Origin of the sequence: Gluconobacter cerinus, from assembly GCF_025961355.1 — a bacterium.
Lineage (GTDB): Bacteria > Pseudomonadota > Alphaproteobacteria > Acetobacterales > Acetobacteraceae > Gluconobacter > Gluconobacter cerinus.
In genome coordinates, this window is the sequence record NZ_JAOQNM010000001.1 from 2,042,558 (window position 1) to 2,067,538 (window position 24,981).

Genomic DNA, 24,981 nt, shown 5'->3' on the forward strand with positions numbered 1-24,981 from the left:
CCAGCGGGAGGGTTATTTCCACGCTGTCCCTGAGATAAAGGATGAAAAAGAAGGGTCCTAGAGTGCCGCAGAACGGGAAGACTGTCACCTGTCTTCAAGAGTTTGGGCGAGACTCTGTCGCCCCCTTGGCGGATGAGGCTGATCGCGCCATATCTGAACCATGGCACATCATCACTCCTCCCTCGACTTCCTTCTCTCCCGCGCCTCGACCGATAACCTCGTTGAGCCGACCCCCAAGGGCGAGCAGCTTCGCAATATCCTGTCTGCAGGTTTGCGAGCGCCGGATCATGGCCGGATGCGACCGTGGCGCTACACGGTCATCAAAGGAAAGCATCGGGAGGCCTTTGCCCAGGTGGTGCTAGAAGCCATGGAACGGCAGGAGCCTGATGCTCCATCTGCCAAGAAGGAAAAGCGACGGGATCGTTTCTCCAACATGCCCATGATTATCGCTCTGGGGATGCATATTGTTCCTGATGGCAAGATCCCGGTCATCGAGCAGGAAATGTCCGTGGCTGCCGGTGCGATGAATGTTCTTAACGCGTTGCACGCCGAAGGCTTTGGTGGGGTTTGGGTCACGGGACCTTTCTGCGAAGACCGGGCGCTTCTCGAATCGCTGGGATTAAAAGATCCGCATCGTCTTGCAGGTTTCCTGTTCGTCGGAACGCCGGAAAAGCCGGTCGAGGGTCGTAAGCGCCCGGACATCGAAAATTATATGGCAGTCTGGAAAGGCGAGCCCATTACATTCGATGCAGACGCAGGCTGAACAGAATGCGGTATGATGTGATTGTTGCGGGTGGCGGCCCGGTTGGTCTGGCTTGTGGCATTTCTCTTGCCCGGGATGGCCGCAGGGTCTGTGTCATTGAGCGCTCGCCAGTATCTGTGCTGGCTGATCCGCCTTTTGACGGGCGAGAAATTGCTCTGACGCATCACGCCGCGAACTGGCTGAAAGATGCAGGAGCCTGGGCTGAGATTCCAGCAACGTCCATCTGCCCCATGCACACGGCCCGCATTGAAACCGGCACGGCTGGCAGTCCGCCGCTTTTGTTCGATGCGCCAGCTGATGGCCCTGATGCACTGGGATATCTTGTTGCCAATCATCTGATTCGCCGGGCTCTGTATCGTGTGGCAGAGCGGACACCGGGCCTCGAAATCCGCGCCGGGGAAGGGATTGAGACGGCACGACATAACGCGCAGTCCGCCGCTGTAACACTGACAGATGGTACGGAACTGATTGCTGATCTTCTGGTCGGAGCAGATGGACGCTTCTCGCGATTGCGCGACAATGCGGGCATCGGTGCAATCGTTCATGATTTTGGCCGGAGCATTCTGGTCTGTCGGATGCATCATCCAGAAAGTCACGCTCATACTGCGCTTCAGTGGTTTGACGAGGGACAGACAATTGCCCTTTTGCCAATCGCTCCTGACGGGCGTGAAGGGGCTTCGTCCTCGCTCGTTCTAACCTTGGAAAACGATGAAATTGCGCGTCTGAAGACGCTCGACGCCGACGCATTCAACGCCGAGATCACGGAGCGAACGCAGGGACGTATGGGTCCCATGGAGCTGGAGAGTCCGCGGTGCTCCTATCCCTTGAAAGCGGTCTATGCTCATCGCTTTCATGCGCCGCGTTTTGCCTTGATTGGGGATGCTGCCGTGGGGATGCATCCTATTACAGCGCATGGCTTCAATCTGGGTCTTAAAGGACAGGAAACGCTCGCGCGTGCCATCGCTGATGGTCCTGGAGATGCGGGGGCACCCATTGTGCTCTCAAAGTTCGCCCGTACGCATCGTATGGCGACGGCGCCACTGTTTGCTGCAACCAACGCAATCGCGACAGTCTATACGCGTGACGAGACGCCATTTCTGGCTGCCAGAAAGTTGGGCCTGGCCGTTGCCAACCGTCTTCTTCCCTTCAAGTCAGCTGTGACAAGCATGCTGATGGATCGTAATTCCTGAGTACCCTGCGGAGCCCGTGATGAAAGCCTTCGGACACACCCGTGCGACCCGCATCGAAGAAACAGATGCGCTCGTGGAATTGAATATCCCGACCCCTGAGCCGGGCCCGCGGGATGTTGTTGTCGAAGTTTCGGCTGTTTCCGTGAACCCGGTTGATACAAAGCTCCGGTCTGTCGCTCCTCCAGAAGGAGAGGCGCGCGTTCTGGGTTACGATGCCGTAGGCCGGGTTGTGGCAACGGGTGGCCAGGTTCGTGGGTTTCGTGCGGGCGACCGTGTCTTCTATGCTGGCAGTAATCTTCGTCAGGGCAGTAATGCCCACTTTCAGGCAGTGGATGAGCGACTTGTTGCATGTGCTCCGCAAAGCCTGACGGATGTTGAAGCTGCGGCTCTGCCTCTGACTGCTTTAACGGCCTGGGAGCTGCTATTTGACCGTCTGGGTCTCACGGCCGGGCAAATGGAAAGCCCGGATGCGCTTTTGATTGTCGGCGGGGCGGGAGGCGTCGGGTCCATTCTCACGCAGATCGCGCGTCGCCTGACTGGCCTGAAGGTCATTGCAACTGCATCCCGGCCTGAGACCGTGGAATGGTGCAAATCCATGGGCGCACATCATGTCATCGATCACCGTCGACCGCTCGATCAGGAGCTCGTCCGTATTGGTCTTCCGCATGTGCAATATGTGGCCGGTTTGACGGCAACCGGGCAGCACAAAGACGCGATTGTGCGTGCGCTGGCCCCGCAGGGTGCGCTGGCGATGATCGATGATCCGGGCGAATTTGATATTATGCCCTTCAAGCGGAAATCACTGTCCGTCCATTGGGAATACATGTTTGCGCGCCCAGCTTTCAATACGCCGGACATGGCTGTGCAAGGGCGTATTCTTGGGCAGATTGCATCGCTGGTGGATGCTGGTCTGCTCCGGACAACTCTGCATCAGACCCTGGGCCCTATCACGCTGGAAAATCTACGCCTTGCGCATGAAATTCTGGAGAGTGGCACAGGAATTGGGAAAGTCGTGCTGTCAGGCTTCCCGGACTAAAATTTGCTGTCACGCTGGAAGTTTGGCTTCCAGCATCTCGCGCTCTGCATCCTCTAGAAAGTCCATCAGGAGGGGGAGAACGGAAACGGTCAGGCGCAAATCTTTCTTGGCCAGTGCGCTGATGGTTGCGAGAGAGACAGGCTGAGACAATGCGGCGCGTGCGAAGCTCAGCGTCGGTCCGTTCAAAATGTCGTCTGATACAGCTGTATTTTCAAACGGCCGCAACTGAAAGATCTCGGCGTCTTTGAAAGTCTGACTGTCTGACGGAACGCTCCCGTCTAGACTTTCAGAAGTTACGCTCAGGAAAAAATTGTTGCCTGTCTGGCGTAACGCCACAGACCGATGCTCGTTTGTGGAAACCGTATCGTAAGATAAAAAGTCGAGCAAATGTGGATTACCATCAGGGTTGATTGATATCGGGTTGCCATCTGCTCCGATAGTAGTGAGAAAAACTCTGGAAGTAGCTTCGCCGATCCTGATTGCAAGAAGCGAACGGACTATTGGCGATTTGTCCGCCACTTCCAGTTTCGTGTCTCTGACGCAGATACAATTTCCTTCATGGGACCAGACTGAAAATACATGCAGTGTCGGTACCGATGGCGGAAGAGGTGTCAGTTGGTCTGAACTGGGCAGAGCATCAAGAACACGCGCATATCCTTGTCGTATGACGCGGCGTACCCAATCTTGCATCGCGTTAGTTTTATCTCGGGTGCTCGGACCGTATATGTCACCGCGATTGGCTTCTGCGATGCCATGTGAATCAGGCCGAACGTTATTGTCGCTCTGTAAACGATTTTTCGTAATGTCTGGCGTATCGGAGGACACTGTATCCTGAGTTAAGGCATCAACGTAACGATATGGTGCAACATCAAAATAATCCACATTGGACCATTGTCCGCTCCAGCACCTGGGGCGGACAAAAGACTTAGCGGGACCGTTTATGTTGCTTTCAGCTTTATGGTATGGGCCAGTGTGGAAGGCGGCCACGTGGGGCTTCGTAACATGGCCTGAGTAACCGTAATCGCGCCAATTGACTCCGATTGCGCCAACATCGCCACCTATTTCATTCAAGAATTGATGGAGCGTGTTGTGGGTTGGGAGCAACGCGTATTCGCCAACATCCAGAAAGCCAATCCAGTCGAATTCGTCTCTAAGATGTTCAAGAGCTTCTGCATGGATTTTCCGGTGTCTTTCCGTATGAGATCCGCCAGCACTCTCGATGCGATAAAGCCGGATATCGTGCACACACGCCGCATCGGTAACAATACGATCCGTGCCGTCCTTTGAGCCATCATCAAAGACGATGATGGTATCTACGCCAAGACTGACATACCAGCCGAGCCACCAGAGGATATCAGAGACCTCATCGCGGACGATGGCAACAACGGCAACTTTCATACGGGGCTAATTTCGACTCAGTTGAAGTGGGTACGCAGGAGCGGTGTGGGTGAAATACACAGAAGGATAAAGCCAAAAATGGCCATGACCTTCAGGATGAAGAACACCATATGCTGGCATACTTCCCCATTCGTGGCCATCATCATGAAGGGGTCCGGTGGGGGAAGAGTAGCTTTTGGATCTGTCTGCAAGCGCTCAAGGCTGGAATTACGCTGATTGGCGTATTCTGCTCTGCGGCGAGCCATCTCAGTGCTGGAAATATCAGCTTTGCCGTAGAGGTGAACGAGATAGTTCTCGAGGTCTTCCCGTCGGTACGCGGGCTTCCCATTCGGCATATGACCGCGCTCTGGGCCTGTTCCGAGCATGGAAAGTAGTCTCAAACGGCGCAGTGACAATCCCAGATAAGTAGCAGCTTCGTTGACGGCGAGCATACGTGCCCGAATGGGCAGATGGAAAAGCTGCCCAGAGCTGTTCTGTTCGGAAATATGTGATGGCGGCATGGTCTGTGTCCCTGCGGTTCAGACACTCATCACCTTAAAAGACGCTCCGTGGAAAAGCGAGGTTTTCCACGGGGCGTTCAGAAATATCAGGCAGTTGTGAGTGTGACATTTTCCGCATTGAAGCGGCGGAAAACATCGAAAAGGATTGCATCCTGTATGGCGGATGCATCTCGGGCAGACAGGATCCGAACGGTCAGGCTCATGGTAAGGCTAAAGCTTGCAAGCGCACTGATCCGCACCACAGGAGCGGGATTGGACAGAATTTCAGAGCGCTGGGCCGCCACCTCAATGAGCAGGGATTTGGCTTTTTCCAGATCGGTCGTGGTTGGCACCTTGAAGTTCAGTGTCAGAGCGCTTGTTGAGCCGGACAGGGTACAGTTCTTGACGCTGGACGTGATAAACTGCGAGTTCGGAACAATCAGCGTTGAGCCATCGCCAAGGCCAATGTCCGTAGCCCGGATGCTGATGCGCTTAACGTCACCCTTGGCGCCCGCAATTTCCACCATATCCCCGACCCGAACTGGTCGTTCTGCCATCAGGATCATGCCGGAGACGAAGTTCTGTACAATGGACTGAAGGCCGAAACCGATACCTACCGACAGCGCACTCACCACCCAGGTGAGGTTCTGAACAGACAGGCCAGCAATGGACAGAATGCCAAGGCCAACCAGGATCCACGAGCAGTATGTGAAAATGCTCAGGATGGATGTCCGTGCACCGATATCAAGTTGCGTGGTGGGCAGGAAACGATCTCTGATCCAGTGTTTTGTCTGGCGAATGATGTAGTAAGCGACGCTTACCAGAACGACGCAGAGAACGACCGTATCAAGCGAGATCTTTACGCCATGGATGGTATTGCCGACGAACAGCAGGCGCAGGCGGCTGCCAATATCGCCCATGCTGAAGCTTCCGTCGGTCTGGGCGATCGAGAAGAGCAGCAGCAGCAGCAGGATGTTCCCGATGCCGGAAAGCAGAACACCGATCTGCGTGAGGCGGCGCGAGGACAGACCGAGCGGGTGCAGACGTGCACTAAAGCGGCCCTCTGGATCAAAAAGATGATCCAGAATGCTACGCCAGCACAGACCCAGAAGCACAACGACGGCCAGACCCGTTCCCAATGACAGGAGCCAGCCGTTCAGGGAGAATGCAAAGGAGACATATCCCAGCAGCACAGCGATGAGCGAGATGCCAAAAATCAGGGAAGACAGTCCCAGCGCGGTGGGTGCGAACTGGCGTGTATCGTCCTGCTTGCCCAACCGGCGGAAGGTGTCGATTGCACAGATGCCAATCGCCAGAGAGAACGCCATTTCCAGGACGGTCTGAAGCGTGGGGCCGAAGACATCCTGAGCGCGGAAAGAGCGAAGAAGGTTCAGGACAAGAATGCTGAGTGCCAGCATCCAGTCTACACCACGGAGGGCACGGCGTTCGTTAGGGTTGCCCTCCAGAACACCTTTTCGTCCAAAAACCGGAAGCCCGGCCCCGATGATAAAGCCACAGATTGGAAGGCTCTCGCCCAGAACGGCGGCGATGGGGCCGCCATCTGCGTCGAGTACGGCAGCGCTCCAGATCAGCCAGGTAATTCCTCCCAGAAGGGCACACAGAATACCATTAAGCGTGATGGCGATGATGCTGCTTGCGAGTGCATCCTTCACGCCGGTTTCTGCAGATGAGCGGAATTTCGCCCCCGCACGCTTTAACAGGCGCAGAATAACAGGAGACGCAATCCCGATCAGGAACAATGTTCCCGCCGTGCCGATCAGGAGCATCATCCATGCTGACAGTACGCCGTCTTCATGGAGCGACGACTTGTTTTCCGGGCGTTCTGTCAGGAGGGCATGCCAGAATTTGGGCGCCAGCGGAGATACTGTCCGTTCAGACAGAGCAGCATTTTGCAGACGTGTCCGACGCGTGGCGATGGCGGAATTGAGCTGCTTGGCCTGAAGATTGTAAAGCTTGGATCGCATCAGGGCGGACTTCACACCCTGAGAGTTCTGCTGCAGTCGCGCACGCTGTTCCGTGACAGACGGGTCTTCGTTCTCTGCGGCCTTGGGCCCAAGAATTTGAAGATAGGAGTCCGTGATGTCGTCGTAGTTCTGGATCTGTGTCAGTGCATCCTGCGTATTCTGCTGAACACGCTGAGCACGCGCAGACAGATTGTCCAACTCGGTACTGCCAAGATTGGCGTCTGTCCGGTTAAGAACATTGAGGATCTGTTTCAGCGTTGCTGAACTGTCTTCAAGCTGTCGGTTAATCGTATCCGATACGGCCGTCCAGCCCAGACCGCCGTTCTTGTCCACAACGGCTTTCTGAGTTGTTGTCGGTGCTGCTGCCTGTGGGGCCGCAGCTGGGGCGGCATGGCCTGTGATCGGTACGCCACACAAGAGCGTCAGGGCAAGGAAAGCGCTTCTGCACGTAAAGCGGGTTCGCCGGCGGGTTTCCGGCCCTGTGAGGTGGGGCTCTTGCATGTGGGGCTTTCACTCCTGGTTTTGATGTTGGGTTTTAACGATCTGAAGAGCCACAAGGTTCAGGAAAGCCTTGCAGAGGCGACGATCGGTGTCTTTTTCGGCTGGCGAGCAAAAAGAAAGCGCCTCTGCCAGACTGGGCAAAGGCGCTGGTATTGATAACGTTTTTTGAAACGAGACGCAGGCTTCAGACGGAAAGAGCGGCCCCGTGTGCGTCTGCAATGGTTTCGAACCCGTCCCGACGCATGGCATCCAGAAGTTCTGTCTTAAGGCGGCTGAGAAGAGCGGGCCCCTGGAGCACGAAAGACGTGTAGATCTGGACCATGTCCGCCCCCATGCGGATACGGTCGAGCACGTCTTCTCCTGTTTCGATACCACCGCAGGAAATGAGCGCGATGCGGCCCTGGTTCACGTTTGAGACAACCTTGAGAACTTCACGCGACCGGGACGCCAGAGGTCTGCCCGACAGGCCACCGGTTTCGGCTGCCAAGGTGCTCGTTAAACTTGCTGGGCGGGCAATTGTCGTGTTGGTCAGGATTAGTCCCTGTGCTCCGCCCGCAATGGCAGCCTCAAGAATGGGCTCGTAGGAGCTGTCGTCCATGTCCGGGGCCAGCTTGACCAGCAGAGGCAGGCGATCCGGGTTGCGCGTGTTGATGGCACTCAGCAGGTCCGTCAGCATCTGGGCGGACTGAAGGTCTCGCAGGCCGGGCGTGTTGGGTGAGGACAGGTTCATCGTCACGTAGTCCACATAGGGACTGACACGGGAGACGAGTTCCGGATAATCCCGCAGAGGCTCTGCGCCGATCTTGTTAATGCCGATGTTCGCGCCCAGAGGCACTGTCGCACCGCGTGTGCGGCCATTAGGCATCGGGCGATGCAGGCGTGCGAGATTGCGGCAGAACCGGTCAATTCCGCAGCCATTGAACCCCATGCGATTGATGATCGCGCCGTCTTCCGGCAGGCGGAACAGGCGCGGTTGGGGATTCCCGGATTGCGGTCGTGGTGTCACGGTGCCCGCTTCCACATGGCCGAATCCGAGTTTGGCCAAGGGGCGAACGGCGCGCGCATTTTTGTCGAAACCAGCAGCCAGACCAATTGGGTTCGGAAAGCGGAGTCCGAAAGCGCGGGTGGCAAGTGCTGGTACGTCTTTCGGAGCAGACCCTCCCAGCCCAAGGGCCATGGAGTTTATGGCAAGCTCGTGCGCCGTCTCCGGATCGAAGCGATGCAGGAGGGGCGTGGCCAGTTTTCCAAGATCAATCATGAGTCTTTCCCTTATCGCAAACCTGAGCAGCGTGCACGTGGTGGGGCAGAACGTGAGGGGAGAGGGGTTGGCGGGAGCATGGGGACGCGATAGACGCGAAACAATGTGGGAAGAACCCTATCTAGAAACATGTTGCCGCTCGACCCTGCACCGACTTCTGCTTTGCGGCGATGCAGGGCGGCCGACAGGTCTACGCGATCAGCCCTGCCTCGAGCGCCTTGAGCGCATGGGGTTCGTTCGCCTGCGCGAAGACGGTCGTTTTGTGATCACGGATGCTGGCATGACCCGGCATCGGCTGGAAATTGGTCCGACTGGCTGATGTCAGGCCTTGTTCCAGGCATTTTCCAGTCCCTTGCGTGACTGACTGATAAGAGCCTCGAGATCTCCGTCATAAAGACTGTCCGGAACATCTGACGAGAAAATTTCGACGGTGCAGGCTCCACGAAAGCCCGCCTCCCAGGTGGCGTGAAGCATGTCGTGCAGGGGGATGATGCCATCGCCGGGAATGAGCCGATCCGTGGCAGAATATGGCGTCCGCCAGTCGCTCACCTGAAGAACGTTAATTTTCTTGCCAGCTTTCCGAATGGCGCCACAGACGTCGTCTTGCTGCCAGATGTTCCAGTAATCCAGACAAAGGCCCATCGCTGGGTGACCAACACCATCAATGATCTCCAGGGCCTGCTCTATCGTCCATATTGCGCTCTCAACATTGACCGATGTGGGATTTAGCGGTTCCAGCGACAGGGAAACGCCCAGATCAGCCGCCAGCGGGCACAAATCTCGCAGATAACGTGCAGTCTCATCCATGACGCGATGCATGTTCCCATTGGGTGGAGCACCTGTGTTGGTGACGAAAACGGTGCCCGGCGCATAGGGCGCAAGAGTCTCAAGGCTTTTCCTGAGGCGTGCTGCGCGCCGGGCCGGATCGGCTGGTTCGGGGGCCATCTTGCTGTCGAAGAAGGTACGGACAGAAGGCTGAATGGCGCTGATGGTCATGCCGCTGTTTGCAGCAAGAGTCATCTGTTCATGGATGCGTGCGGGGTCCAGCTTCGCTTCGCAGATCTCGATGGCCTGTACGCCTGCTTCTTTGTAGTGTGCGACGTCTTCTTCGAAGGACCAGGGCTGAGTGGTAAATTCGTTCATGCCGAACAGAAAGGGCAGGGACATCGGAATCAGCCTTTCAGGAACTCGATAACGGTCCGATTGAATTTTTCGGTTTCGTCAATGAAGACCATATGCGCGCTATCCTTGAAGAAAACGGCTTCACAGTTCGGCATATGATCGGCCACCCAGGCTGGCCCCCCTGCGGGCAGGATTTTGTCCTTCTCCGCGACCATCATAAGGGATCGCAGGTTGAGGTGCGGCAAAACGTCCCGCCAGTCCTGTGTGGTGTGATCGGCCATCATGGCGGCGCGGGCATAGTCCGGGCTGGCGGCCATTTCCCGAAGCAGGAAAGTTTTCTCGTCTTCTGGAATGTCCTGGCTCAGGCAGTCTGCCAGATTGCCACGGTCAAAGTTTTCAGCATCCAGAAAAACCTGCTGCTGAAGGTAAGCCAGACCGGCCTGATCGTAACAGGTTGCGTGACCCAGCTTCCAGTCCGGAGAGTAATACTGTTTCGGCGTCTGTTGAACGAAAATGGCGCTTCTGAGCCGATCCTGCCCGAACAGTTCCAGATAGGACCAGATCACGGGGCACCCGATGGACCAGCCCAGAACGGTCGCATCCTTGAGGTTCAATGCACCAATCAGGTCTCGCAGGTCTGCGGCTAGTCTTGCGATGCGGTAACCGTGTTTTGGTTTGTCCGAGCGTCCGTGTCCGCGCAGATCCATGGTGATGACACGTGCATGCTCGGACAGGGCTTCGACGTTGCGGTGGAAAAACCGCCCCGAAAACGTCCATCCATGGATCAGGACGAGGGGGCGTCCATGCCCCTGCTCTTCGTAATGAATGCGTGTTCCGTCGCTCGCGGTGATGTGGGGCATGAAAACCTCCTGCGTCGCTGTGCAGAGTATGGAAGGGATGCAAGGCGATAGCGTTTCAGGGGCGTTAACGGTTTCGTGGCAAAGGAGCGTTTGCGCTTGAGAGAGTGCATCGGTAAATTAACAGTGTCATGACAGCTTCCTCCTCTTCCGCTCCCCCGAACCGCGTTCTCGCGCCCATTGATCTTGGCCAGGGCGTAGTGATCGAAGATCCGGTGATCCTTGCTCCGCTTTCAGGGGTTACGGATCTGCCGTTCCGCCAGCTTGCGCGCGACCTTGGCGCGGGGCTGGTCGTGTCTGAAATGATCGCATCCTGGGCAATGATCCGGGAGAACGAGAACACCATGCGCATGGCGCGTTCGGCCGGGAATGGCCCGAATGCGGTTCAACTCGCGGGGTGTGATCCGGATGCGATGGCGCAGGCTGCGAAAATTGCGGTTGATGGCGGTGCAAACCTCGTCGACATCAATTTCGGCTGTCCTGTGAAGAAGGTCGCGATCGGCCAAATGGCGGGTTCCGCCCTGATGCGGGACGAAGTGCAGGCTGGAAAGATTCTTGAGGCTACGGCACGGGCCGTCAATGTTCCCGTGACGCTCAAGATGCGGATGGGCTGGGATCACGACTCCCTCAATGCACCACGGCTTGCGAAAATTGCGGAAGAGAGCGGAATCCGGCTCGTAACGGTTCATGGTCGCACCCGTCAGATGTTCTATAACGGAACCGCAGACTGGCGTTTCGTCAGGACCGTAAAAGACGCCGTGGGTCTGCCGGTGATCGTGAATGGCGATATCAATACGATCCGTGATGCCCGCGAGGCGCTCCATCAGTCTGGCGCGGATGGCGTGATGATCGGCCGAGGCTGTTATGGCCGTCCATGGTTCACGGCACAGGTGGCTCAGTCCCTGAAAACCGGGCAGGACGTTCCGGACCCGGATCTGGCAACGGAAAAGTCCATTGCCCTGCGTCACTACAGGATGATGCTGGATCATTTCGGGGAGCGCCCCGGTCTGCGTCTGGCGCGCAAGCATGTGTCCTGGTACTCCGGCGGTCTGCCCGGCTCTGCAACATTCCGTTCCGCCATTAATCGTGTGGATAACGCGCCGGAAGCAATCTCCATGCTGGAAGAGTTCTATGACCGGAACATCGAAGCAGGCGTTGTCCGGGACCGTGAGAACGGACCAGCCGGCAGCATGCCGCGTGATGGATGCAGTGAAGCAGCCTGACCGGCCAAGGTTTAGTCAGGGATGGTGATGCAGGCTGAGCCCTTGCTGGCGGATGAAGCATGCCGTCCGATGTTTCTGTATGGGGCATCCCGGCTTGATCGTCAGGACGTGGCGCGTCGCCTGCACACGCATAGTGCGCGGGCGCAGCAGCCTTTTGTGGTCGCTGCTCTAACGGCTACCCCCTGTGCACTGCGCGAAGACGCTCTGTTCGGTGGGCGTGAAAGCGGCTGGTTCGAGCAAGCACAGGGCGGGACTCTGCTTGTCGATGAGATCGACTGCCTGTGCCCTGCGTTACAGGTCCGGTTTGTCTCGGAGATTGAACGTCCCGAGACAGATCTGCGTGTGATTGCCGCCAGCAGGCACGACCTGACCCTTCTGCTGCGGCAGGGCAATTTTCAGAGCGGTCTGCATCGCTGGTTGGCAGCATTCGAGCCGTCGCAGCGCCTCGGACCTGAGCGCATCAGTGCGGTGTGCCGCCTGCCGGGGACAGGAAACGAGCGTCCACGGGGGCTGGCGCGAGCGCTTGAGCGGCCGTTAACTGAGTATTTCGAGACCGGGCTGGAAAACGACGCGGGTGATTTGCACGCCAGTGTGGTGGGCGAAGTCGAGCGGCCGCTTATCACCATGGTCCTGCGGAGAACAGGCGGTAACCAGCTTCGCGCGGCCGCCATGCTTGGCCTGAACCGCAACACGTTGCGCAAGAAAATCAGGGAACTGGATATTACGGTTCCAAAGGGAAGTGACGAGTGAGTTCTTTTTCTCCGGGGCGTGTGCTGAGACGACTGACAAGCGCCAACGGGGTGGTTCTTCTAACCGTCATGGCATTGATTCTGGCGTTCGCGACTTTTGTTGTTCTCGCGGGCGGCATGTCACTGGCGCATCGTCCGCAGGTGCAGGCCATCATCTTCCTGCTCGACTTCATTATGCTCATGCTGATTACGGCAGCAGGGGTGGTGCAGATCGGGCGCATGATGGCAGAACGGCGGCTTGGGCTAGCCGGTGCAAGGCTTCATGCGCGCCTCATTACCCTGTTTGGAATTGTCGCTGTTGCACCGACCATCGTCGTGGGAGCTGTTGCAGCGCTATTCTTCCATTACGGCGTGGAGATCTGGTTTTCCAATCGAGTCAGTAATGCCCTGACGGAGGCCCGCTCCGTAGCCGCGGGGTATCTGCGGGAGCATAACGACAATATCCGTACAGAAGCATTTGCGCTCGCAAATACGCTGATCCTTATTCAGAACGATGAGCTGTTCACGCACGGGACAGACCTGTTCCACAATCCATCCCGTCTGCAGGAACTGCTGGACGATGAGGTTTACGAGCGTGGTTTGACCGATGCGGAGGTCTTCGATCCGCTCACGGACAAAGTTCTGGGTGTTGGTGGCCTTCTTGGCAAGACGGACATGAATACCCTGCCGCCTTTACCGCCCAAGTCTGTGGTGGAGATGGCACGCGGGGGAGACGTCGCCATTCTCAACCGCCCTGATCAGCGCATGGTGCGGGCCATTGTCTCACTGGGCGGAAATTCGGGGCTCATGCTGGTCATTACTCGACCTGTCGATCCTGATGTCCTCGAGCATATGCGGCGTACCAATGAGCTCGTGCAGGATTACCAGCACATGATTGCCAATCGGGGCAAAACGCAGGTCACTGTTGTGGTGATCTTCGGCCTGATGGGGCTGCTGGTTTTGGCTGTTGGCATGTTGACGGGGCTTGCGCTGGCCAACCGTATTGCGAACCCGCTAGGCCTCCTCATTCTTGCAGCGACGCGCATTTCCCAAGGTGATCTGGGTGTGCGTGTTCCGGTGCCAGCAAAGACGAGCCGTGAAAAGGACGATGAGGTTGTGGGGCTCTCCCGCGCCTTCAACCGTATGACCGACCAGCTTGAAAGTCAGCGGTCAGAACTGATGCAGGCTTACGATCAGATCAATGAGCGCCGGCGATTTACGGAAACTGTTCTGGCGGGCGTGTCGGCTGGTGTCATAGGTCTGGACCGGGGACAGGTGATCGAACTGCCGAATAGGGCGGCTTCCGTCGTGCTCCAGCGGGATTTGCAACCTGCAATCGGTATGAGGCTCTCTGTCAGTGTGCCGGAATTTTCAGCTTTGCTGGACAAGGCAAGGCAGGCGCCTGAACGTGTCCACACTGATGAAATTCAAGTGGATACGGATGGCGCACAGCGCCCGGGAGGACCTGGTGACGGTGGCGGTGCGGGTGCCGGACGAACACTTCTAGTGCGGATCGTGGCCGAACTCCGTGGCACGGATGTTGCCGGCTATGTCGTAACCTTCGATGACATCACGGCGCTTCAGTCAGCGCAGCGTAAAGCGGCCTGGGCCGACGTGGCCCGACGCGTGGCGCATGAAATCAAGAACCCCCTGACGCCAATCCAGCTTGCAGCAGAGCGGCTGAAAAGGCGCTTCCTGAAAGAAATTCAGAGCGATCCAGACACATATACGCAGCTTGTAGATACAATTGTCCGGCAGGTTGGGGATATCGGCCGGATGGTGGATGAGTTCTCTGCTTTTGCACGGATGCCACAACCCGTGATGCAGAACGAGGACTTTTCTCGGATCTGCCGGGAAGCGCTGGTGCTGCAAAGAAACGCTCATCCCGACATTGTGTTCGAAACGCGGGATCTGCCGCCCTCAGGGCCTATCGTTCGGTGTGACCGGCGACTCATAGGACAGGCACTGACAAACCTTCTGCAGAATGCGGCAGATGCCATAACGATGACAGACCGCGGAAAATTGCGGGAAAAAGCGTCTGATGCCCTGATGCAGCCAATTGGACACATTGTGGTGGGCTTGCACATTCGGGACGGGCATGTCCTGCTAGGGATAGAAGATGACGGGATTGGTCTGCCGACTGGGGAACGCCACCGGTTGACCGAGCCTTATGTGACACACAAGGCGAAGGGCACAGGTCTTGGCCTTGCGATTGTCAAAAAGATCATGGAGGACCATGCCGGGATGCTTCAGCTCACCGATCGGGACCCCGATCCGTCATCCGGACGGCGCGGGACACTCGTCACACTGTCTCTGCCTCTGGCGGAGCTGGGTGGTGCAGGAGAGAAGGAAGACCGGATCATGAGGGTGACAGATGGAACATGAGATTCTGATCGTCGATGACGAGCCGGATATCCGGTTCCTGATCGAAGGTATCCTGAACGACGAAGGATATGCGACCCGCACGGCCGCGAACTCCGATCAGGCTTTGGAGCTTTTCAGGGCACACAGGCCGTCCCTGGCCATTTTGGACATCTGGTTGCAGGGTTCCAAGCTGGATGGGATTGAACTGCTCAAGGTCATGCAGGCTGAAGAGCCAGGTCTGCCTACGCTGATGATTTCGGGTCACGGCACCATTGAGACGGCTGTCGCCAGTCTTAAGCATGGCGCCTACGACTTCATTGAGAAGCCGTTCCAGTCAGACCGTTTGCTTCTGGTGGTTCAGCGTGCCTTGGAAGCTGCCCGCTTGCAGCGCGAAAATGCGGAGCTGCGACTGCGGGCCGGGCCTGAGACGACGCTATCGGGGGAAGGGGCTGCCGTTTCGGCTGTTCGGGCCCAGATCGAACGCGTGGCCCCGACCAATTCCCGGGTGCTGATTACCGGCCCGGCCGGTTCAGGCAAGGAAGTGGCCGCGCGGATGATTCATGCGCGCTCCCGTCGTGCGGAAGGTCCGTTCATCGCGCTGAACTGTGCCACGCTCGCGCCGAACCGTTTTGAAGAAGAGCTGTTTGGTCTGGATGGTACGGACGGCCAGCCCGCACGCCGTGGCGTTCTGGAGCGTGCCCATCGCGGAACGTTGCTGCTCGATGAGGTGGCAGATATGCCGCTGGAGACGCAGGGCAAGATCGTTCGTGCCTTGCAGGACCAGACTTTTGAGCGGATTGGAGGCAACACACGCCTCAAGGTCGATGTACGGGTTATTGCCACGACAAACCGTGATCTTCAGTCTGAAATCATGGCGCATCGCTTCCGGGAAGATTTGTATTACCGGTTGGCCGTGGTCCCTCTGCGCATCCCTTCACTCCGGGAGCGCCGTGAAGATATTCCGGGATTGGCCAAGCACTTTCTGGAGCGTTGCGCACAGTCTTCAGGGTTGCCGATCCGCGAACTCTCCGTGGATGCACTTGCGGCGTTGCAGGCTTATGAGTGGCCCGGCAATGTGCGTGAACTGCGCAACCTGATGGAGCGTCTGCTCATCATGATGCCGGGCTCAGGGAGTGACCCGATCCGGGCCGACATGCTGCCGTCCAGTATCAGCCAGGGTGCGCCGTCCATGACGCGCCTGAACTCCGGGGCGGACGTTATGAGTCTGCCACTTCGAGAGGCCAGAGACCTGTTTGAAACGCAGTATCTACAGGTTCAGCTCATGCGGTTTGGCGGCAATATCAGCCGGACGGCCAATTTCGTCTGCATGGAACGCAGTGCATTGCATCGCAAGCTGAAGCAGCTTGGTGTTACCACACAGGAAGAACGCTCGACGTCACCGGCAGTCGGGGGATAAACGGGCAGTGATCCCAATTCCTTTTTTCCTCAGGGCCGGCGAGTCAAAATTATCGTGACGTCAGAAACTTCATCCACTTCCGCCGGAAGAGACGCTGTGCAGGAAGTTTTCCTCCAGCATCTCCATCAGATCGAGGCACCGGTCACGGTGTTTCTCGTCAATGGCGTGAAGCTTCAGGGGGTCGTAGCTCAGTTTGACAGCCACACGCTGCTGCTGCGCCGGGATGGGCATGTTCAACTCATTTACAAGCATGCCATCAGTACAATCATGCCCGTGGGAGCCCTCCCGCGGTTTGCGGACAATGAACTTTGAGCGGATTTGATACCAAGAAGCCTGCTACGCGTGCTGCTGTCATTCTCCCGTGGGAGAAATCGGGACAGCAGGAAGATATCCGGGCTGCAGATGCCCGCCTGGAAGAAGCGGTGGGTCTTGCTGCCTCTATCGGACTGGTGATCGTTCGGCAGGCGGCAATTCTGCTTCGGGCGCGTCGCCCGGCAACGCTGCTGGGTAGCGGGCAGGTTGAGCAGCTTGCCGAAGCCGTGAAGCTGGATCAGGTTGATGTCGTCATTATCGATGCCCGCCTGTCTCCGGGACAACAGCGCAATCTGGAAAAGGCGCTGGGGTGCAAGGTTATGGACCGGACGGGTCTGATCCTTGATATTTTCGGCGCCCGTGCCGCCACCCGAGAGGGTGTGTTGCAGGTCGAACTGGCCCATCTCGAATATCAGCGCTCTCGTCTTGTACGTCTGTGGACCCATCTTGAACGTCAGCGCGGTGGCTTTGGCTTCCTTGGTGGACCGGGCGAAACGCAGATCGAAGCAGATAAGCGGATGCTCGCGGACCGGATCGGCCGGATCAAAAAAGAGCTGGAGCAGGTTCGGCGCACACGTGGCTTGCATCGGGATGCGCGCAAGCGGGTTCCATTCCCGATTGTTGCCCTTGTGGGATACACCAATGCGGGTAAGTCCACGCTCTTCAACGCGCTGACAGGCGCGGCAGTCCATGCTGAAAACCAGCTCTTCGCGACGCTGGATCCCACGATGCGCGCGCTGCGTTTGCCGTCAGGACGGAACGTTATCCTGTCTGATACAGTGGGGTTCATCAGCGATCTGCCGACAGAACTGATTGCTGCCTTCCGGGCGACTTTGGAAGAAGTTTCGCAGGCAGATGTCATTTTGCATGTTCGTGATGTGGCTCATCCGGATAGTGCCGCTCAGCGTGCTGATGTGCTGAATGTTCTGGATGGTATGGTGCGGGACGGCATGCTGGATGCCCAATGGCCGGAACGAACAATCGAGGTTCTCAACAAAGCAGATCTGATCGGTGGTGTTGAAGCCGTTCCGAAGCGTGACAACGCTGTGGTGATTTCGGCCATCACAGGCGATGGTATTCCTGATCTGTTCGAGACGCTGGACCAGTACCTGACGCAGTCCATGCAGGATGTGAAAGTCAGTCTGTCACTGCAGGACGGTGCAGCACTGGCCTGGCTTTACCAGCATGGCGAAGTGGTCGAGCGGTTTGATCATGAGGGCGGGATGGATGTGCAGGTCCGTCTCTTCCCCATGGACTGTGAGCGCTTTGAAATCAGCTATCCCGGACGTGCTGCTACGGCTTGAGGGGCCATGCGTGCACGGGCCGCTTTCGCCTTCTGGCGGGAGCGGTCTAGCGGGATTGCCAGTGCGAAGGTGAGAATAAGTCCCAGGACATTAATAATGATCTGAAGGCCCAGGCCTGTTCCAAAGCTTCCAAGGATCAGGCGTCCCAGCAAATCCAGCACTGTGCCGAACGAAAACACTTCCAGCGAATTTCTGCCAAGCAAGGCCAGAATCTGGCCCAGACGATCGGCTGAAAAACGACGTAGAACACGTGAAGATTGTACGAGATAAAAGATCGACATGATGTCGAACAATCGCCAGACGGCGAGAGTCGATTTCCCATTGTTGGGTGGGGCCGGAAACAGGCGCAGCCCGCTCAGGTGCCAGTATTCATACGGAAAGCAGAGGATAAAGGCGCCAATCAGGTAGCTTCCACACAGCACCTTGGCCCATGTTCGGGCTGGCAGGTCGCCATTATGCTTTGATGCCCAAACGGCCCCGAGCACACCCAGAATATATAGAAACTGCCAACCGAACGGATTCATATACCAGCCATTCGGGTCCAGCCAGTTTGGAACCGTGATGCGCGGATCGATATTGGCAATCGCCCAGATGGCCGCACTGACGCCAAGCAGCAGCCAGACGCTTTTTTTCAGGGCAGCGTAGATCAGCGGGAAAAGAGCCAGAAGAACGATATAAAGCGGTAGAATGTTCAGGTAGCTCGGGAGCGCATCGAACGTCAGGATGCGCCATAGCCAGCCGTATCCGTGAGCCAGCTGAGGCTCAAGAATATATTCAGGTACGGGCTCGTAATGGCGCCAGTGCCGGACGGTCCAGACGAATACCAGTGTCATGGCTGTCTGATAAATATACAGCTTGGCGCAACGTGACAGGATGCGGCGGATACCGCTGGTCCAGCCGTCGCGGTCGATCAACCGACCATATGCCAGATAGGACGCATATCCTGCCAGCATGACGAAGATTTCAGCTGCGTCGGCAAAGCCGAAATTGCGAATGGTAATTCTGTTGATGAGATTATCAGGCACATGGTCAGCCAGCATCATCAGCAGAGCTGCGCCTCGCAGTGCATCGACACGATGATCGCGGGTATGCTTGCGCGGTAAAGGCTGTGCATCGGACGAAGAGGCTGGCAGCTGCATAGGGCCTTAATACAGTTTTCATCAAACCGGAGTATGAAGACTCGATTACCGCAACATTAAAGATTGTATGGAAAACAGAACCGCAGGGTGAAAGCAGACTGTTTCTTCTGCTTCACAAGAACGGTGATGTAATTCTTTTAATATTGATAAAATTTCAGAGATATTAAATTTCCTGAAGGAAATCGCTCCTGAAATGAAATCCGCTAGCGAGGAGGCGTCTGAACGTAGTCGTCTGCGGAGAAAGGCGGAGCCGAAATCGCGTAAAAACTCAGAGATGAGTGGGGGGTAGCCGCGATTTTATGCTTCAGGTGTGGACTGATGCGAATGACGTCCCCGGCTTTGACGGGATTAGCCTGATCTCCGAGCCAGACCGTGCCCTCTCCCTCATGAATCAGGAAGATTTCTTCCGAGTGTCGATTGTAGCTCTCAGGGTAGGCCGTTCCGGCAGTCAGGGTGAAGAGTGCGATGCTCTGGTGATGGGAGGGAAGTGCAGCGCCGATACCGATGAATTCCTGTAGCGTGCTTCCCGGTGCGGGATAAATGGCTGGAACATGGTCGGGGTGAACAACCTGTGCGGCAGCCAAGCCAGGTGCAAACAGAAGCGACAGAATACCAAGGCTGATCTTCATTGGACCTTGTCTTTCACACGGGTGAGGGCAGAGATCTGCTTGCGGAAGGCAGGGTAACGCTCGCTAAGGGCGTTGCGTTCACCTAACTGAAAATCTTCTGGAATAAAGCCTGGCGCCATGGTCGTGCCGACAAATGACCAGCCTGATGGCCCAGCGGGGGCTGAACCCTGCCAAACACCTTCCGGCACGACATAAGCGGGATGGTCTTTATCCAGCGTAATGCTCTCGCCCTGTCCATTAGGGTGAAGCAGTAGAAGATGAACGGGGTCTCCAGCATAGAAATGCCAGATCTCGGCTGTCTTCAGGCTGTGAAGTGCGGAGAAGTCACGCCGTGTTTCTACAAAGAGGATTGCTGTGGACAAAGGGTGCGTGACGCCATCATAACGGGCAGGCAAAGCCGAGCCAGCAATAGTCTCTGTGGTGCGCTGAAGCTGGGAAAACCAGCCGCCTTCTACAGGAACTGGCTGCATCTTGTAGCGATTGATCAGAGCTTGTGCCGCGGCAGGGATCTGGGCCACAGCGTCGCTGTCCTGAGACGCGGGCTGCGCGGAAGCTGAAGCCCCAGATGCTACGATGGAGCATATGAGGCTGGCAATAATAAATCTGCGCATCCGGGCAGCTTTCCTTCTCACGATCATGAGGAGGCCTTTGTATCCTGCTTCCTGCCCGGACGCGATATTTCCTTAGAGGCGTCTCACATCGCCAGAAGCGTATTGTCTGACTGGGATGCAATTATGCCATGCTGCTCATGCTTCAGGCCTGTGACTTCAACTGTACGTCCATGACTTCGAAGCTTGTCCAGAACCTTTTCCAGTGCCTGCACGGACGTGACATCCCAGAACCGTGCATGCGTTAAATCGAGTACGACGAGGTCAGCGGTCGTCAGATAGTCAATTTCAGCCGAAAGGCCGTCTGCGGATGCAAAAAAGACCTGTCCGGAAATGGTGTAGGTCTCTGTTGATCCCTCGCGGTGGCTGGTTACGGTCAGGAGGCTGGCAGAGCGCCAGGCAAAAAACACACCTGACAGCAGCACCCCGGCCAGAACGCCGGCAGCCAGATCATGCGTCAGCACGACCACAATAACGGTCACAAGCATTGTCAGGCTTGAAAGCTTGGGCTGACGTGTGACGTCTCGCAGGCTGCCCCAGGAAAAGGTGCTGATCGAAACCATGATCATGATGGCGACCAAGGCGGCCATCGGAACCTGTCCGACCCAGCGATGAAGAAGGACCATCAGGGCGAGCAGAAAAGCGCCTGCCGTGAAGGTGGAGAGACGTCCGCGGCCGCCGTAACGCAGATTTCCGACTGTCTGGCCGATCATGCCACACCCGGCAATGCCGCCGAATGCTCCAACGAGGATGTTGGAGATGCCAAGGCCTGTGCACTCCATACGTTGATTGCCGTGCGTGTCCGTCAGGTCATCGACGACTGATGCTGTCATCATGGATTCCAGCAAACCCACGGCAGCCATGGCGACGGCATAGGGAATAACAGCTGACAGGGTCGCCCAATCCAGGTTGATGTGGGGAATAGTGAGGTGAGGGAGACCTGTTGGGAGTTCCCCCAGATCTGACACCGTGTGAACAGGCATTGGATGGACCATTGTGATGGCCGTCAGCAGGACAATGCAGATCAATGGGGATGGGATTGCGTCAGAAATCTTGGGAAGCAGGTAGATGATGACGAGACCCAGAGCGATCAGGGCGTAAGTTTCCCAGCCAACGCCCAGCAACTGTGGCACCTGTGCTGAAAAGATCATGATGGCCAGCGCATTGACGAAGCCTGTGCGAACTTCCGCAGAAACAAACCGCATAACGGCCTGAAGGCGCAGAAGGCCGAAGACGATCTGTAGAGCACCTGCGATCAGGGTTGCGAGCAGCATGGCCTGCACGCCGTGGGCATGTACGAGTGGCGCCGCAACAAGAGCAACAGATCCTGCAGCTCCTGAGATCATTCCGGGTCGGCCGCCAAAAATTGCGATTGAGACCGAAATGACAAAAGACGCGAATAGCGAGACCGCAGGTGAAACACCGGCGATGTAAGAGAAGGCAATGACTTCGGGAATGAGGGCAAACGTGCCGACCATGCCAGCCAGAACCTCACGCAGCGGGTTTTGTCCCCACTGGCGGCGGTAGAGAGCGGGTGTCATGACAATCCTTGAGAGTGAAGAGCTACAGGGTGCGACGTATTCGGGCCCGGCGCGGCAATGATGCGGTCAGTGTAACGTGCCTTGAAGCGGGATTGAAGATGTTCACGTCGAAAGATGATTGAACATTCACTGCATTAACGGCGTTGGCATGGCGACAACTTAAGGAGTTCGACATGAGCCGATATCCGAAGCCCCCGTTTGACACGCCATTGCAGACGCATATTCCTGGCCAGACATCGGAAATGACACCCAAGCCTGATCATGGTGAGCAGACCTATGTGGGGAATGGACGCCTGAGGGGGAAAACGGCAATCATTACCGGAGGGGATTCCGGGATCGGCCGTGCTGTCGCCATTGCCTTTGCGCGGGAAGGCGCAGACGTGGCGTTGTCGTTTCTGCCCGAAGAAATGGACGATGCACGCGAGACTGCTGCGTGGGTCGAGAAGACTGGCAGAAAAGCGCTGCTCTTGCCGGGAGACATTAAAGAGCGCTTCGTTTGTAAGGAAATCGTCGACAAGACGGTGGCCGAGTTCGGTAAGGTGGATGTGCTCGTCAATAATGCTGCCTTTCAGATCGAACGTGAATCTCTGGCAGATGTCAGCGAAGACGAATGGGACCTGACGTTCGATACGAATTCAGGCGCAGTGTTCCGTCTATCGCGGCTGGTTGTTCCTCATATGCCTCAAGGCGGTTCCCTGATTCACACCGTCTCTGTCAATGCGGATCGGCCAAAGCCAAAGCTGTTGGCCTATTCTGCAACCAAAAGCGCCATATTGAACTTCAGCGGTGGTCTGGCAGAGTTGCTGGCGGAACAGGGAATACGTTCAAATACGGTTGCTCCCGGACCAATCTGGACACCGCTGATTCCCGCAACCATGGGCGGGGAACACGTTCGAAATTTCGGAGCAGATGGTCCGATGAAAAGACCGGGGCAACCTGCGGAGCTTGCCGGGGCCTATGTCTTTCTGGCCAGTGATGAGGCAAGTTACGTTTCGGGTGCCAATATCGCTGTAACTGGTGGTGTCCCTGTTATCTAAGCAGAAAATTGAAGAAAACTTTGAGAAAGGGCTAGACGCCAGCTGAACCTTTCTCTAAAGAACGCATCGCTGTGTGGCGGATGTAGCTCAGTCGGTAGAGCGCCGGTTTGTGGTACCGGTTGTCGCGGGTTCGATCCCCGTCATTCGCCCCAGCAATCTCTCTTAAAAATATTGCCTGACTAAAGCCCATTATGGGTCTGGGTGTGTTCTTTCGGATGTGTGACTGCGCATCCGTATCTGATGCCGATCAGAAGCTGAAAGCCTGATCTGTGGTTATCAAAGCTGCAAAAAACTCCTGTCAGTATGAACTGACAGGAGTTTTTTGTCGTCAGACGATGCGATGCACCCAGCCATGGGCGTCATTAGTGCGGCCACCCTGAAGATCGGTCAAAATTTTCTTCAGTTTGGTTGCTATTGGACCCGGCGTTTCGCCGTCACCAAATACGGCTTCTCCGGAAGGACGAACCAGCTTGCCAACGGGTGAAAGCACCGCAGCAGTGCCGCAGGCGAAGGCTTCGGTGTATTTCCCGGATGCGGCTCCCGTGAAGATCTCGTCGATTTCAACGGGTTCTTCAATGACTTCGATGCCATTGTCGGCAGCCAGTCTGATCAGGCTGTCACGGGTGATGCCGCGTAGAATGGTGCCTCCGAGGGGAGGTGTGACGATCTTGCCGTCATTGCGCACGAACATCACGTTCATGCCGCCCATTTCTTCAACATAGCGGCGTTCACGGGCATCGAGGAACAGAACCTGATCGCAGCCTTTCTCCTTGGCTTCGGCCTGAGCGACAAGGCTGCCGGCATAGTTGCCGCCGCACTTCGCTTCGCCCGTGCCACCAATCGCCGCTCGGGTGTAAAACTCGGAAACCCAGACAGAGACGCAGCCTGCGCTGAAATAGGCGCCTACCGGGCAGGCGATGACAATGAACAGGTATTCGCTTGCAGGCTTTACGCCGAGGAACACCTCATTGGAGATCATGAAGGGGCGAAGATAGAGGCTTTGTCCTTCCCCAGCCGGAACCCAGTCCTGGTCGATCCGTACAAGTTCATCAACGGCCTGAATGAAGAGGTCTTCGGGCAGTTCAGCCATGCCCATCCGGCGGGCTGAGGCTGCGAAACGGGCTGCGTTGGCTTGCGGACGGAACGTCGCGATATGACCATCGGCTTCCCGATAAGCTTTCATGCCCTCGAAAATTTCCTGTCCGTAGTGCAGGACTGTGGACGCCGGATCGATGCTCAGGGGGCGGCGCGCTGTAACTTTGGCGTCGTGCCAGCCTTTTTCGCTCGTATAGCGAATGGTCGCCATATGATCAGTGAAAACACGACCGAAAGCCGGGCTGACAAGAAGCTGCGCGCGATGAGCCGGGTCCATCGGGGTTTCGGTTTTTTCAATAGTGAAGGTCGTCATGAAAAGAACTTCCGCAAGCTACTCTGATAAACGTGCGGGGCACTCTGCCACAGGAGTTGGGGAGAGGCGATAGGGAAATATTATTTCTAAATTCACTTTCTGATGGAAATTAAAGTTTGCGCGTCAGGCATGAAAAAACCCCGGCCACAGAGTGACCGGGGTTTCTCCAAAGCTTCGAAAAGCTGACGGATCAGCGCTTCGAGAACTGGAAGGAACGACGTGCCTTCGCACGGCCGTACTTCTTACGCTCGACAATACGGCTGTCACGCGTCAGGAAGCCAGCAGCCTTCAGGATGCCACGCAGGCTCGGCTCGTAGTGCGTCAGTGCACGGGAGATACCGTGACGAACTGCACCAGCCTGACCGGACAGACCACCACCAGCGACTGTGCAATACACGTCGAACTGGTTGTAACGGTCAGCGATCAGGAACGGCTGCGTCAGAAGCATGCGCAGAACCGGACGGGCAAAATACGTCGTGACCGGACGGCCATTGACGATGATGTCACCCTTGCCAGGCTTGATCCACACACGGGCTACGGCGTCCTTACGACGGCCGGTAGCATAGGAACGGCCCTGGGCGTCACGCTTTACTTCGTGAACCGGGGCGGCATTAGTGGCTACTGCAGGAGCAACGCTCGCAAGGTCCTGCAGCGTGCCGGTGCGCTCTTGGGTCTCGGACAT

Annotated in this window: 23 protein-coding genes and 1 tRNA gene; 12 read left to right on the forward strand and 12 right to left on the reverse strand. The window is 56.8% G+C overall.

The window, feature by feature from the left end; all coding sequences use genetic code 11:
- The first annotated feature begins 160 nt into the window (after window positions 1-160).
- From M2305_RS09420 to M2305_RS09430, 3 genes are read left to right on the forward strand one after another with little or no spacing between them, the layout of a single operon-like run.
- The gene (locus M2305_RS09420; protein WP_099213114.1) at window positions 161-763 is read left to right on the forward strand and encodes a nitroreductase family protein; all 603 of its coding nucleotides are present in this window, start codon (window positions 161-163) and stop codon (window positions 761-763) included.
- A 5-nt stretch (window positions 764-768) separates the two neighbouring features.
- Window positions 769-1,953, forward strand: a complete 1,185-nt coding sequence (gene ubiM, locus M2305_RS09425; RefSeq protein WP_046901097.1) for a 5-demethoxyubiquinol-8 5-hydroxylase UbiM — start codon at window positions 769-771, stop codon at window positions 1,951-1,953.
- A 19-nt stretch (window positions 1,954-1,972) separates the two neighbouring features.
- A complete protein-coding gene (locus M2305_RS09430; RefSeq protein ID WP_264649212.1) occupies window positions 1,973-2,989 on the forward strand; it encodes a zinc-binding alcohol dehydrogenase family protein in 1,017 nt (338 codons plus the stop codon).
- Between the two features lie 9 nt (window positions 2,990-2,998).
- On the opposite strand, the gene M2305_RS09435 is transcribed toward M2305_RS09430, so the two are convergent.
- The 4 genes from M2305_RS09435 to M2305_RS09450 all read right to left on the reverse strand — a co-directional run bounded on the left by M2305_RS09435 (window position 2,999) and on the right by M2305_RS09450 (window position 8,610).
- Window positions 2,999-4,387, reverse strand: a complete 1,389-nt coding sequence (locus M2305_RS09435; protein WP_264649213.1) for a glycosyltransferase family 2 protein — start codon at window positions 4,385-4,387, stop codon at window positions 2,999-3,001.
- 17 nt (window positions 4,388-4,404) lie between these two features.
- Window positions 4,405-4,887, reverse strand: a complete 483-nt coding sequence (locus M2305_RS09440; RefSeq protein ID WP_211496718.1) for a hypothetical protein — start codon at window positions 4,885-4,887, stop codon at window positions 4,405-4,407.
- 86 nt (window positions 4,888-4,973) lie between these two features.
- Entirely contained in the window at window positions 4,974-7,352 is a 2,379-nt protein-coding gene (locus M2305_RS09445) for a DUF3772 domain-containing protein (RefSeq protein WP_086632841.1), read from the reverse strand.
- 184 nt (window positions 7,353-7,536) lie between these two features.
- Window positions 7,537-8,610 carry a quinone-dependent dihydroorotate dehydrogenase gene (locus M2305_RS09450; protein WP_264649214.1) on the reverse strand — a complete coding sequence of 358 codons (1,074 nt, stop codon included), beginning with the start codon at window positions 8,608-8,610 and terminating at the stop codon, window positions 7,537-7,539.
- A 103-nt stretch (window positions 8,611-8,713) separates the two neighbouring features.
- On the opposite strand from M2305_RS09450, the gene M2305_RS09455 reads away from it, so the two are divergent.
- Window positions 8,714-8,929 carry a hypothetical protein gene (locus M2305_RS09455; protein ID WP_064275151.1) on the forward strand — a complete coding sequence of 72 codons (216 nt, stop codon included), beginning with the start codon at window positions 8,714-8,716 and terminating at the stop codon, window positions 8,927-8,929.
- A gap of 2 nt (window positions 8,930-8,931) precedes the next feature.
- On the opposite strand, the gene M2305_RS09460 is transcribed toward M2305_RS09455, so the two are convergent.
- Together M2305_RS09460 and M2305_RS09465 are read right to left on the reverse strand one after the other, a co-directional pair.
- Entirely contained in the window at window positions 8,932-9,777 is an 846-nt protein-coding gene (locus tag M2305_RS09460; protein ID WP_264649215.1) for a sugar phosphate isomerase/epimerase family protein, read from the reverse strand.
- A gap of 5 nt (window positions 9,778-9,782) precedes the next feature.
- Window positions 9,783-10,592 (reverse strand): alpha/beta fold hydrolase, encoded by an 810-nt coding sequence (locus M2305_RS09465; RefSeq protein WP_264649216.1) that lies wholly within the window; start codon window positions 10,590-10,592, stop codon window positions 9,783-9,785.
- A gap of 128 nt (window positions 10,593-10,720) precedes the next feature.
- Between M2305_RS09465 and dusB the strand changes: the two genes are divergently transcribed.
- The 6 genes from dusB (at window position 10,721) to hflX (ending at window position 17,937) form a co-directional block, all read left to right on the forward strand.
- A complete protein-coding gene (dusB, locus tag M2305_RS09470) occupies window positions 10,721-11,812 on the forward strand; it encodes a tRNA dihydrouridine synthase DusB (RefSeq protein ID WP_264649217.1) in 1,092 nt (363 codons plus the stop codon).
- A 21-nt stretch (window positions 11,813-11,833) separates the two neighbouring features.
- Window positions 11,834-12,562, forward strand: a complete 729-nt coding sequence (locus M2305_RS09475) for a helix-turn-helix domain-containing protein (RefSeq protein ID WP_046901105.1) — start codon at window positions 11,834-11,836, stop codon at window positions 12,560-12,562.
- A gap of 68 nt (window positions 12,563-12,630) precedes the next feature.
- A complete protein-coding gene (locus M2305_RS09480) occupies window positions 12,631-14,925 on the forward strand; it encodes a sensor histidine kinase NtrY-like (RefSeq protein WP_264649960.1) in 2,295 nt (764 codons plus the stop codon).
- Window positions 14,915-16,321 (forward strand): nitrogen assimilation response regulator NtrX, encoded by a 1,407-nt coding sequence (gene ntrX, locus M2305_RS09485; protein ID WP_264649218.1) that lies wholly within the window; start codon window positions 14,915-14,917, stop codon window positions 16,319-16,321. Before M2305_RS09480 ends, ntrX begins: the two co-directional genes overlap by 11 nt.
- 96 nt (window positions 16,322-16,417) lie before the next feature.
- Entirely contained in the window at window positions 16,418-16,633 is a 216-nt protein-coding gene (hfq, locus tag M2305_RS09490) for an RNA chaperone Hfq (protein ID WP_369826498.1), read from the forward strand.
- The gene (gene hflX / locus M2305_RS09495; protein ID WP_046901109.1) at window positions 16,630-17,937 is read left to right on the forward strand and encodes a GTPase HflX; all 1,308 of its coding nucleotides are present in this window, start codon (window positions 16,630-16,632) and stop codon (window positions 17,935-17,937) included. Before hfq ends, hflX begins: the two co-directional genes overlap by 4 nt.
- Here hflX and M2305_RS09500 read toward each other — a convergent pair.
- The 4 genes from M2305_RS09500 to M2305_RS09515 all read right to left on the reverse strand — a co-directional run bounded on the left by M2305_RS09500 (window position 17,910) and on the right by M2305_RS09515 (window position 21,854).
- On the reverse strand, window positions 17,910-19,076 hold the full coding sequence (locus M2305_RS09500; protein WP_211508654.1) for an OpgC family protein: 1,167 nt from the start codon (window positions 19,074-19,076) through the stop codon (window positions 17,910-17,912). The two genes, hflX and M2305_RS09500, sit on opposite strands and share 28 nt — an antisense overlap.
- A 203-nt stretch (window positions 19,077-19,279) precedes the next feature.
- On the reverse strand, window positions 19,280-19,705 hold the full coding sequence (locus M2305_RS09505; RefSeq protein WP_264649219.1) for a cupin domain-containing protein: 426 nt from the start codon (window positions 19,703-19,705) through the stop codon (window positions 19,280-19,282).
- Complete coding sequence (locus M2305_RS09510) at window positions 19,702-20,316, reverse strand: cupin domain-containing protein (protein ID WP_264649220.1); 615 nt, start codon at window positions 20,314-20,316, stop codon at window positions 19,702-19,704. Before M2305_RS09510 ends, M2305_RS09505 begins: the two co-directional genes overlap by 4 nt.
- An 83-nt stretch (window positions 20,317-20,399) precedes the next feature.
- A complete protein-coding gene (locus tag M2305_RS09515) occupies window positions 20,400-21,854 on the reverse strand; it encodes a SulP family inorganic anion transporter (protein WP_264649221.1) in 1,455 nt (484 codons plus the stop codon).
- 173 nt (window positions 21,855-22,027) lie between these two features.
- On the opposite strand from M2305_RS09515, the gene M2305_RS09520 reads away from it, so the two are divergent.
- Together M2305_RS09520 and M2305_RS09525 are read left to right on the forward strand one after the other, a co-directional pair.
- The gene (locus M2305_RS09520) at window positions 22,028-22,891 is read left to right on the forward strand and encodes an SDR family oxidoreductase (protein ID WP_264649222.1); all 864 of its coding nucleotides are present in this window, start codon (window positions 22,028-22,030) and stop codon (window positions 22,889-22,891) included.
- A gap of 76 nt (window positions 22,892-22,967) precedes the next feature.
- Window positions 22,968-23,043: transfer RNA gene (locus M2305_RS09525), tRNA-His, on the forward strand.
- Between the two features lie 176 nt (window positions 23,044-23,219).
- On the opposite strand, the gene M2305_RS09530 is transcribed toward M2305_RS09525, so the two are convergent.
- Complete coding sequence (locus tag M2305_RS09530; protein ID WP_264649223.1) at window positions 23,220-24,299, reverse strand: branched-chain amino acid aminotransferase; 1,080 nt, start codon at window positions 24,297-24,299, stop codon at window positions 23,220-23,222.
- Window positions 24,300-24,489: 190 nt separating this feature from the next.
- Window positions 24,490-24,981 carry a 30S ribosomal protein S9 gene (gene rpsI / locus M2305_RS09535; protein WP_010502298.1) on the reverse strand — a complete coding sequence of 164 codons (492 nt, stop codon included), beginning with the start codon at window positions 24,979-24,981 and terminating at the stop codon, window positions 24,490-24,492.

What these genes read in the sequence shown, in the direction of transcription:
- M2305_RS09465 (WP_264649216.1), bottom strand. Translation starts at nt 10,592, where the DNA reads ATGCCCCACATCACCGCGAGCGACGGAACACGCATTCATTACGAAGAG.
- M2305_RS09530 (WP_264649223.1), bottom strand. Translation starts at nt 24,299, where the DNA reads ATGACGACCTTCACTATTGAAAAAACCGAAACCCCGATGGACCCGGCT.
- ntrX (WP_264649218.1), top strand. Translation starts at nt 14,915, where the DNA reads ATGGAACATGAGATTCTGATCGTCGATGACGAGCCGGATATCCGGTTC.
- rpsI (WP_010502298.1), bottom strand. Translation starts at nt 24,981, where the DNA reads ATGTCCGAGACCCAAGAGCGCACCGGCACGCTGCAGGACCTTGCGAGC.
- M2305_RS09420 (WP_099213114.1), top strand. Translation starts at nt 161, where the DNA reads ATGGCACATCATCACTCCTCCCTCGACTTCCTTCTCTCCCGCGCCTCG.
- M2305_RS09460 (WP_264649215.1), bottom strand. Translation starts at nt 9,777, where the DNA reads ATGTCCCTGCCCTTTCTGTTCGGCATGAACGAATTTACCACTCAGCCC.
- M2305_RS09515 (WP_264649221.1), bottom strand. Translation starts at nt 21,854, where the DNA reads ATGACACCCGCTCTCTACCGCCGCCAGTGGGGACAAAACCCGCTGCGT.
- M2305_RS09450 (WP_264649214.1), bottom strand. Translation starts at nt 8,610, where the DNA reads ATGATTGATCTTGGAAAACTGGCCACGCCCCTCCTGCATCGCTTCGAT.
- M2305_RS09500 (WP_211508654.1), bottom strand. Translation starts at nt 19,076, where the DNA reads ATGCAGCTGCCAGCCTCTTCGTCCGATGCACAGCCTTTACCGCGCAAG.
- M2305_RS09435 (WP_264649213.1), bottom strand. Translation starts at nt 4,387, where the DNA reads ATGAAAGTTGCCGTTGTTGCCATCGTCCGCGATGAGGTCTCTGATATC.
- dusB (WP_264649217.1), top strand. Translation starts at nt 10,721, where the DNA reads ATGACAGCTTCCTCCTCTTCCGCTCCCCCGAACCGCGTTCTCGCGCCC.
- M2305_RS09520 (WP_264649222.1), top strand. Translation starts at nt 22,028, where the DNA reads ATGAGCCGATATCCGAAGCCCCCGTTTGACACGCCATTGCAGACGCAT.
- M2305_RS09505 (WP_264649219.1), bottom strand. Translation starts at nt 19,705, where the DNA reads ATGAAGATCAGCCTTGGTATTCTGTCGCTTCTGTTTGCACCTGGCTTG.
- M2305_RS09430 (WP_264649212.1), top strand. Translation starts at nt 1,973, where the DNA reads ATGAAAGCCTTCGGACACACCCGTGCGACCCGCATCGAAGAAACAGAT.
- M2305_RS09480 (WP_264649960.1), top strand. Translation starts at nt 12,631, where the DNA reads ATGGCATTGATTCTGGCGTTCGCGACTTTTGTTGTTCTCGCGGGCGGC.
- ubiM (WP_046901097.1), top strand. Translation starts at nt 769, where the DNA reads ATGCGGTATGATGTGATTGTTGCGGGTGGCGGCCCGGTTGGTCTGGCT.
- M2305_RS09455 (WP_064275151.1), top strand. Translation starts at nt 8,714, where the DNA reads ATGTGGGAAGAACCCTATCTAGAAACATGTTGCCGCTCGACCCTGCAC.
- M2305_RS09475 (WP_046901105.1), top strand. Translation starts at nt 11,834, where the DNA reads ATGGTGATGCAGGCTGAGCCCTTGCTGGCGGATGAAGCATGCCGTCCG.
- M2305_RS09440 (WP_211496718.1), bottom strand. Translation starts at nt 4,887, where the DNA reads ATGCCGCCATCACATATTTCCGAACAGAACAGCTCTGGGCAGCTTTTC.
- M2305_RS09510 (WP_264649220.1), bottom strand. Translation starts at nt 20,316, where the DNA reads ATGCGCAGATTTATTATTGCCAGCCTCATATGCTCCATCGTAGCATCT.
- M2305_RS09445 (WP_086632841.1), bottom strand. Translation starts at nt 7,352, where the DNA reads ATGCAAGAGCCCCACCTCACAGGGCCGGAAACCCGCCGGCGAACCCGC.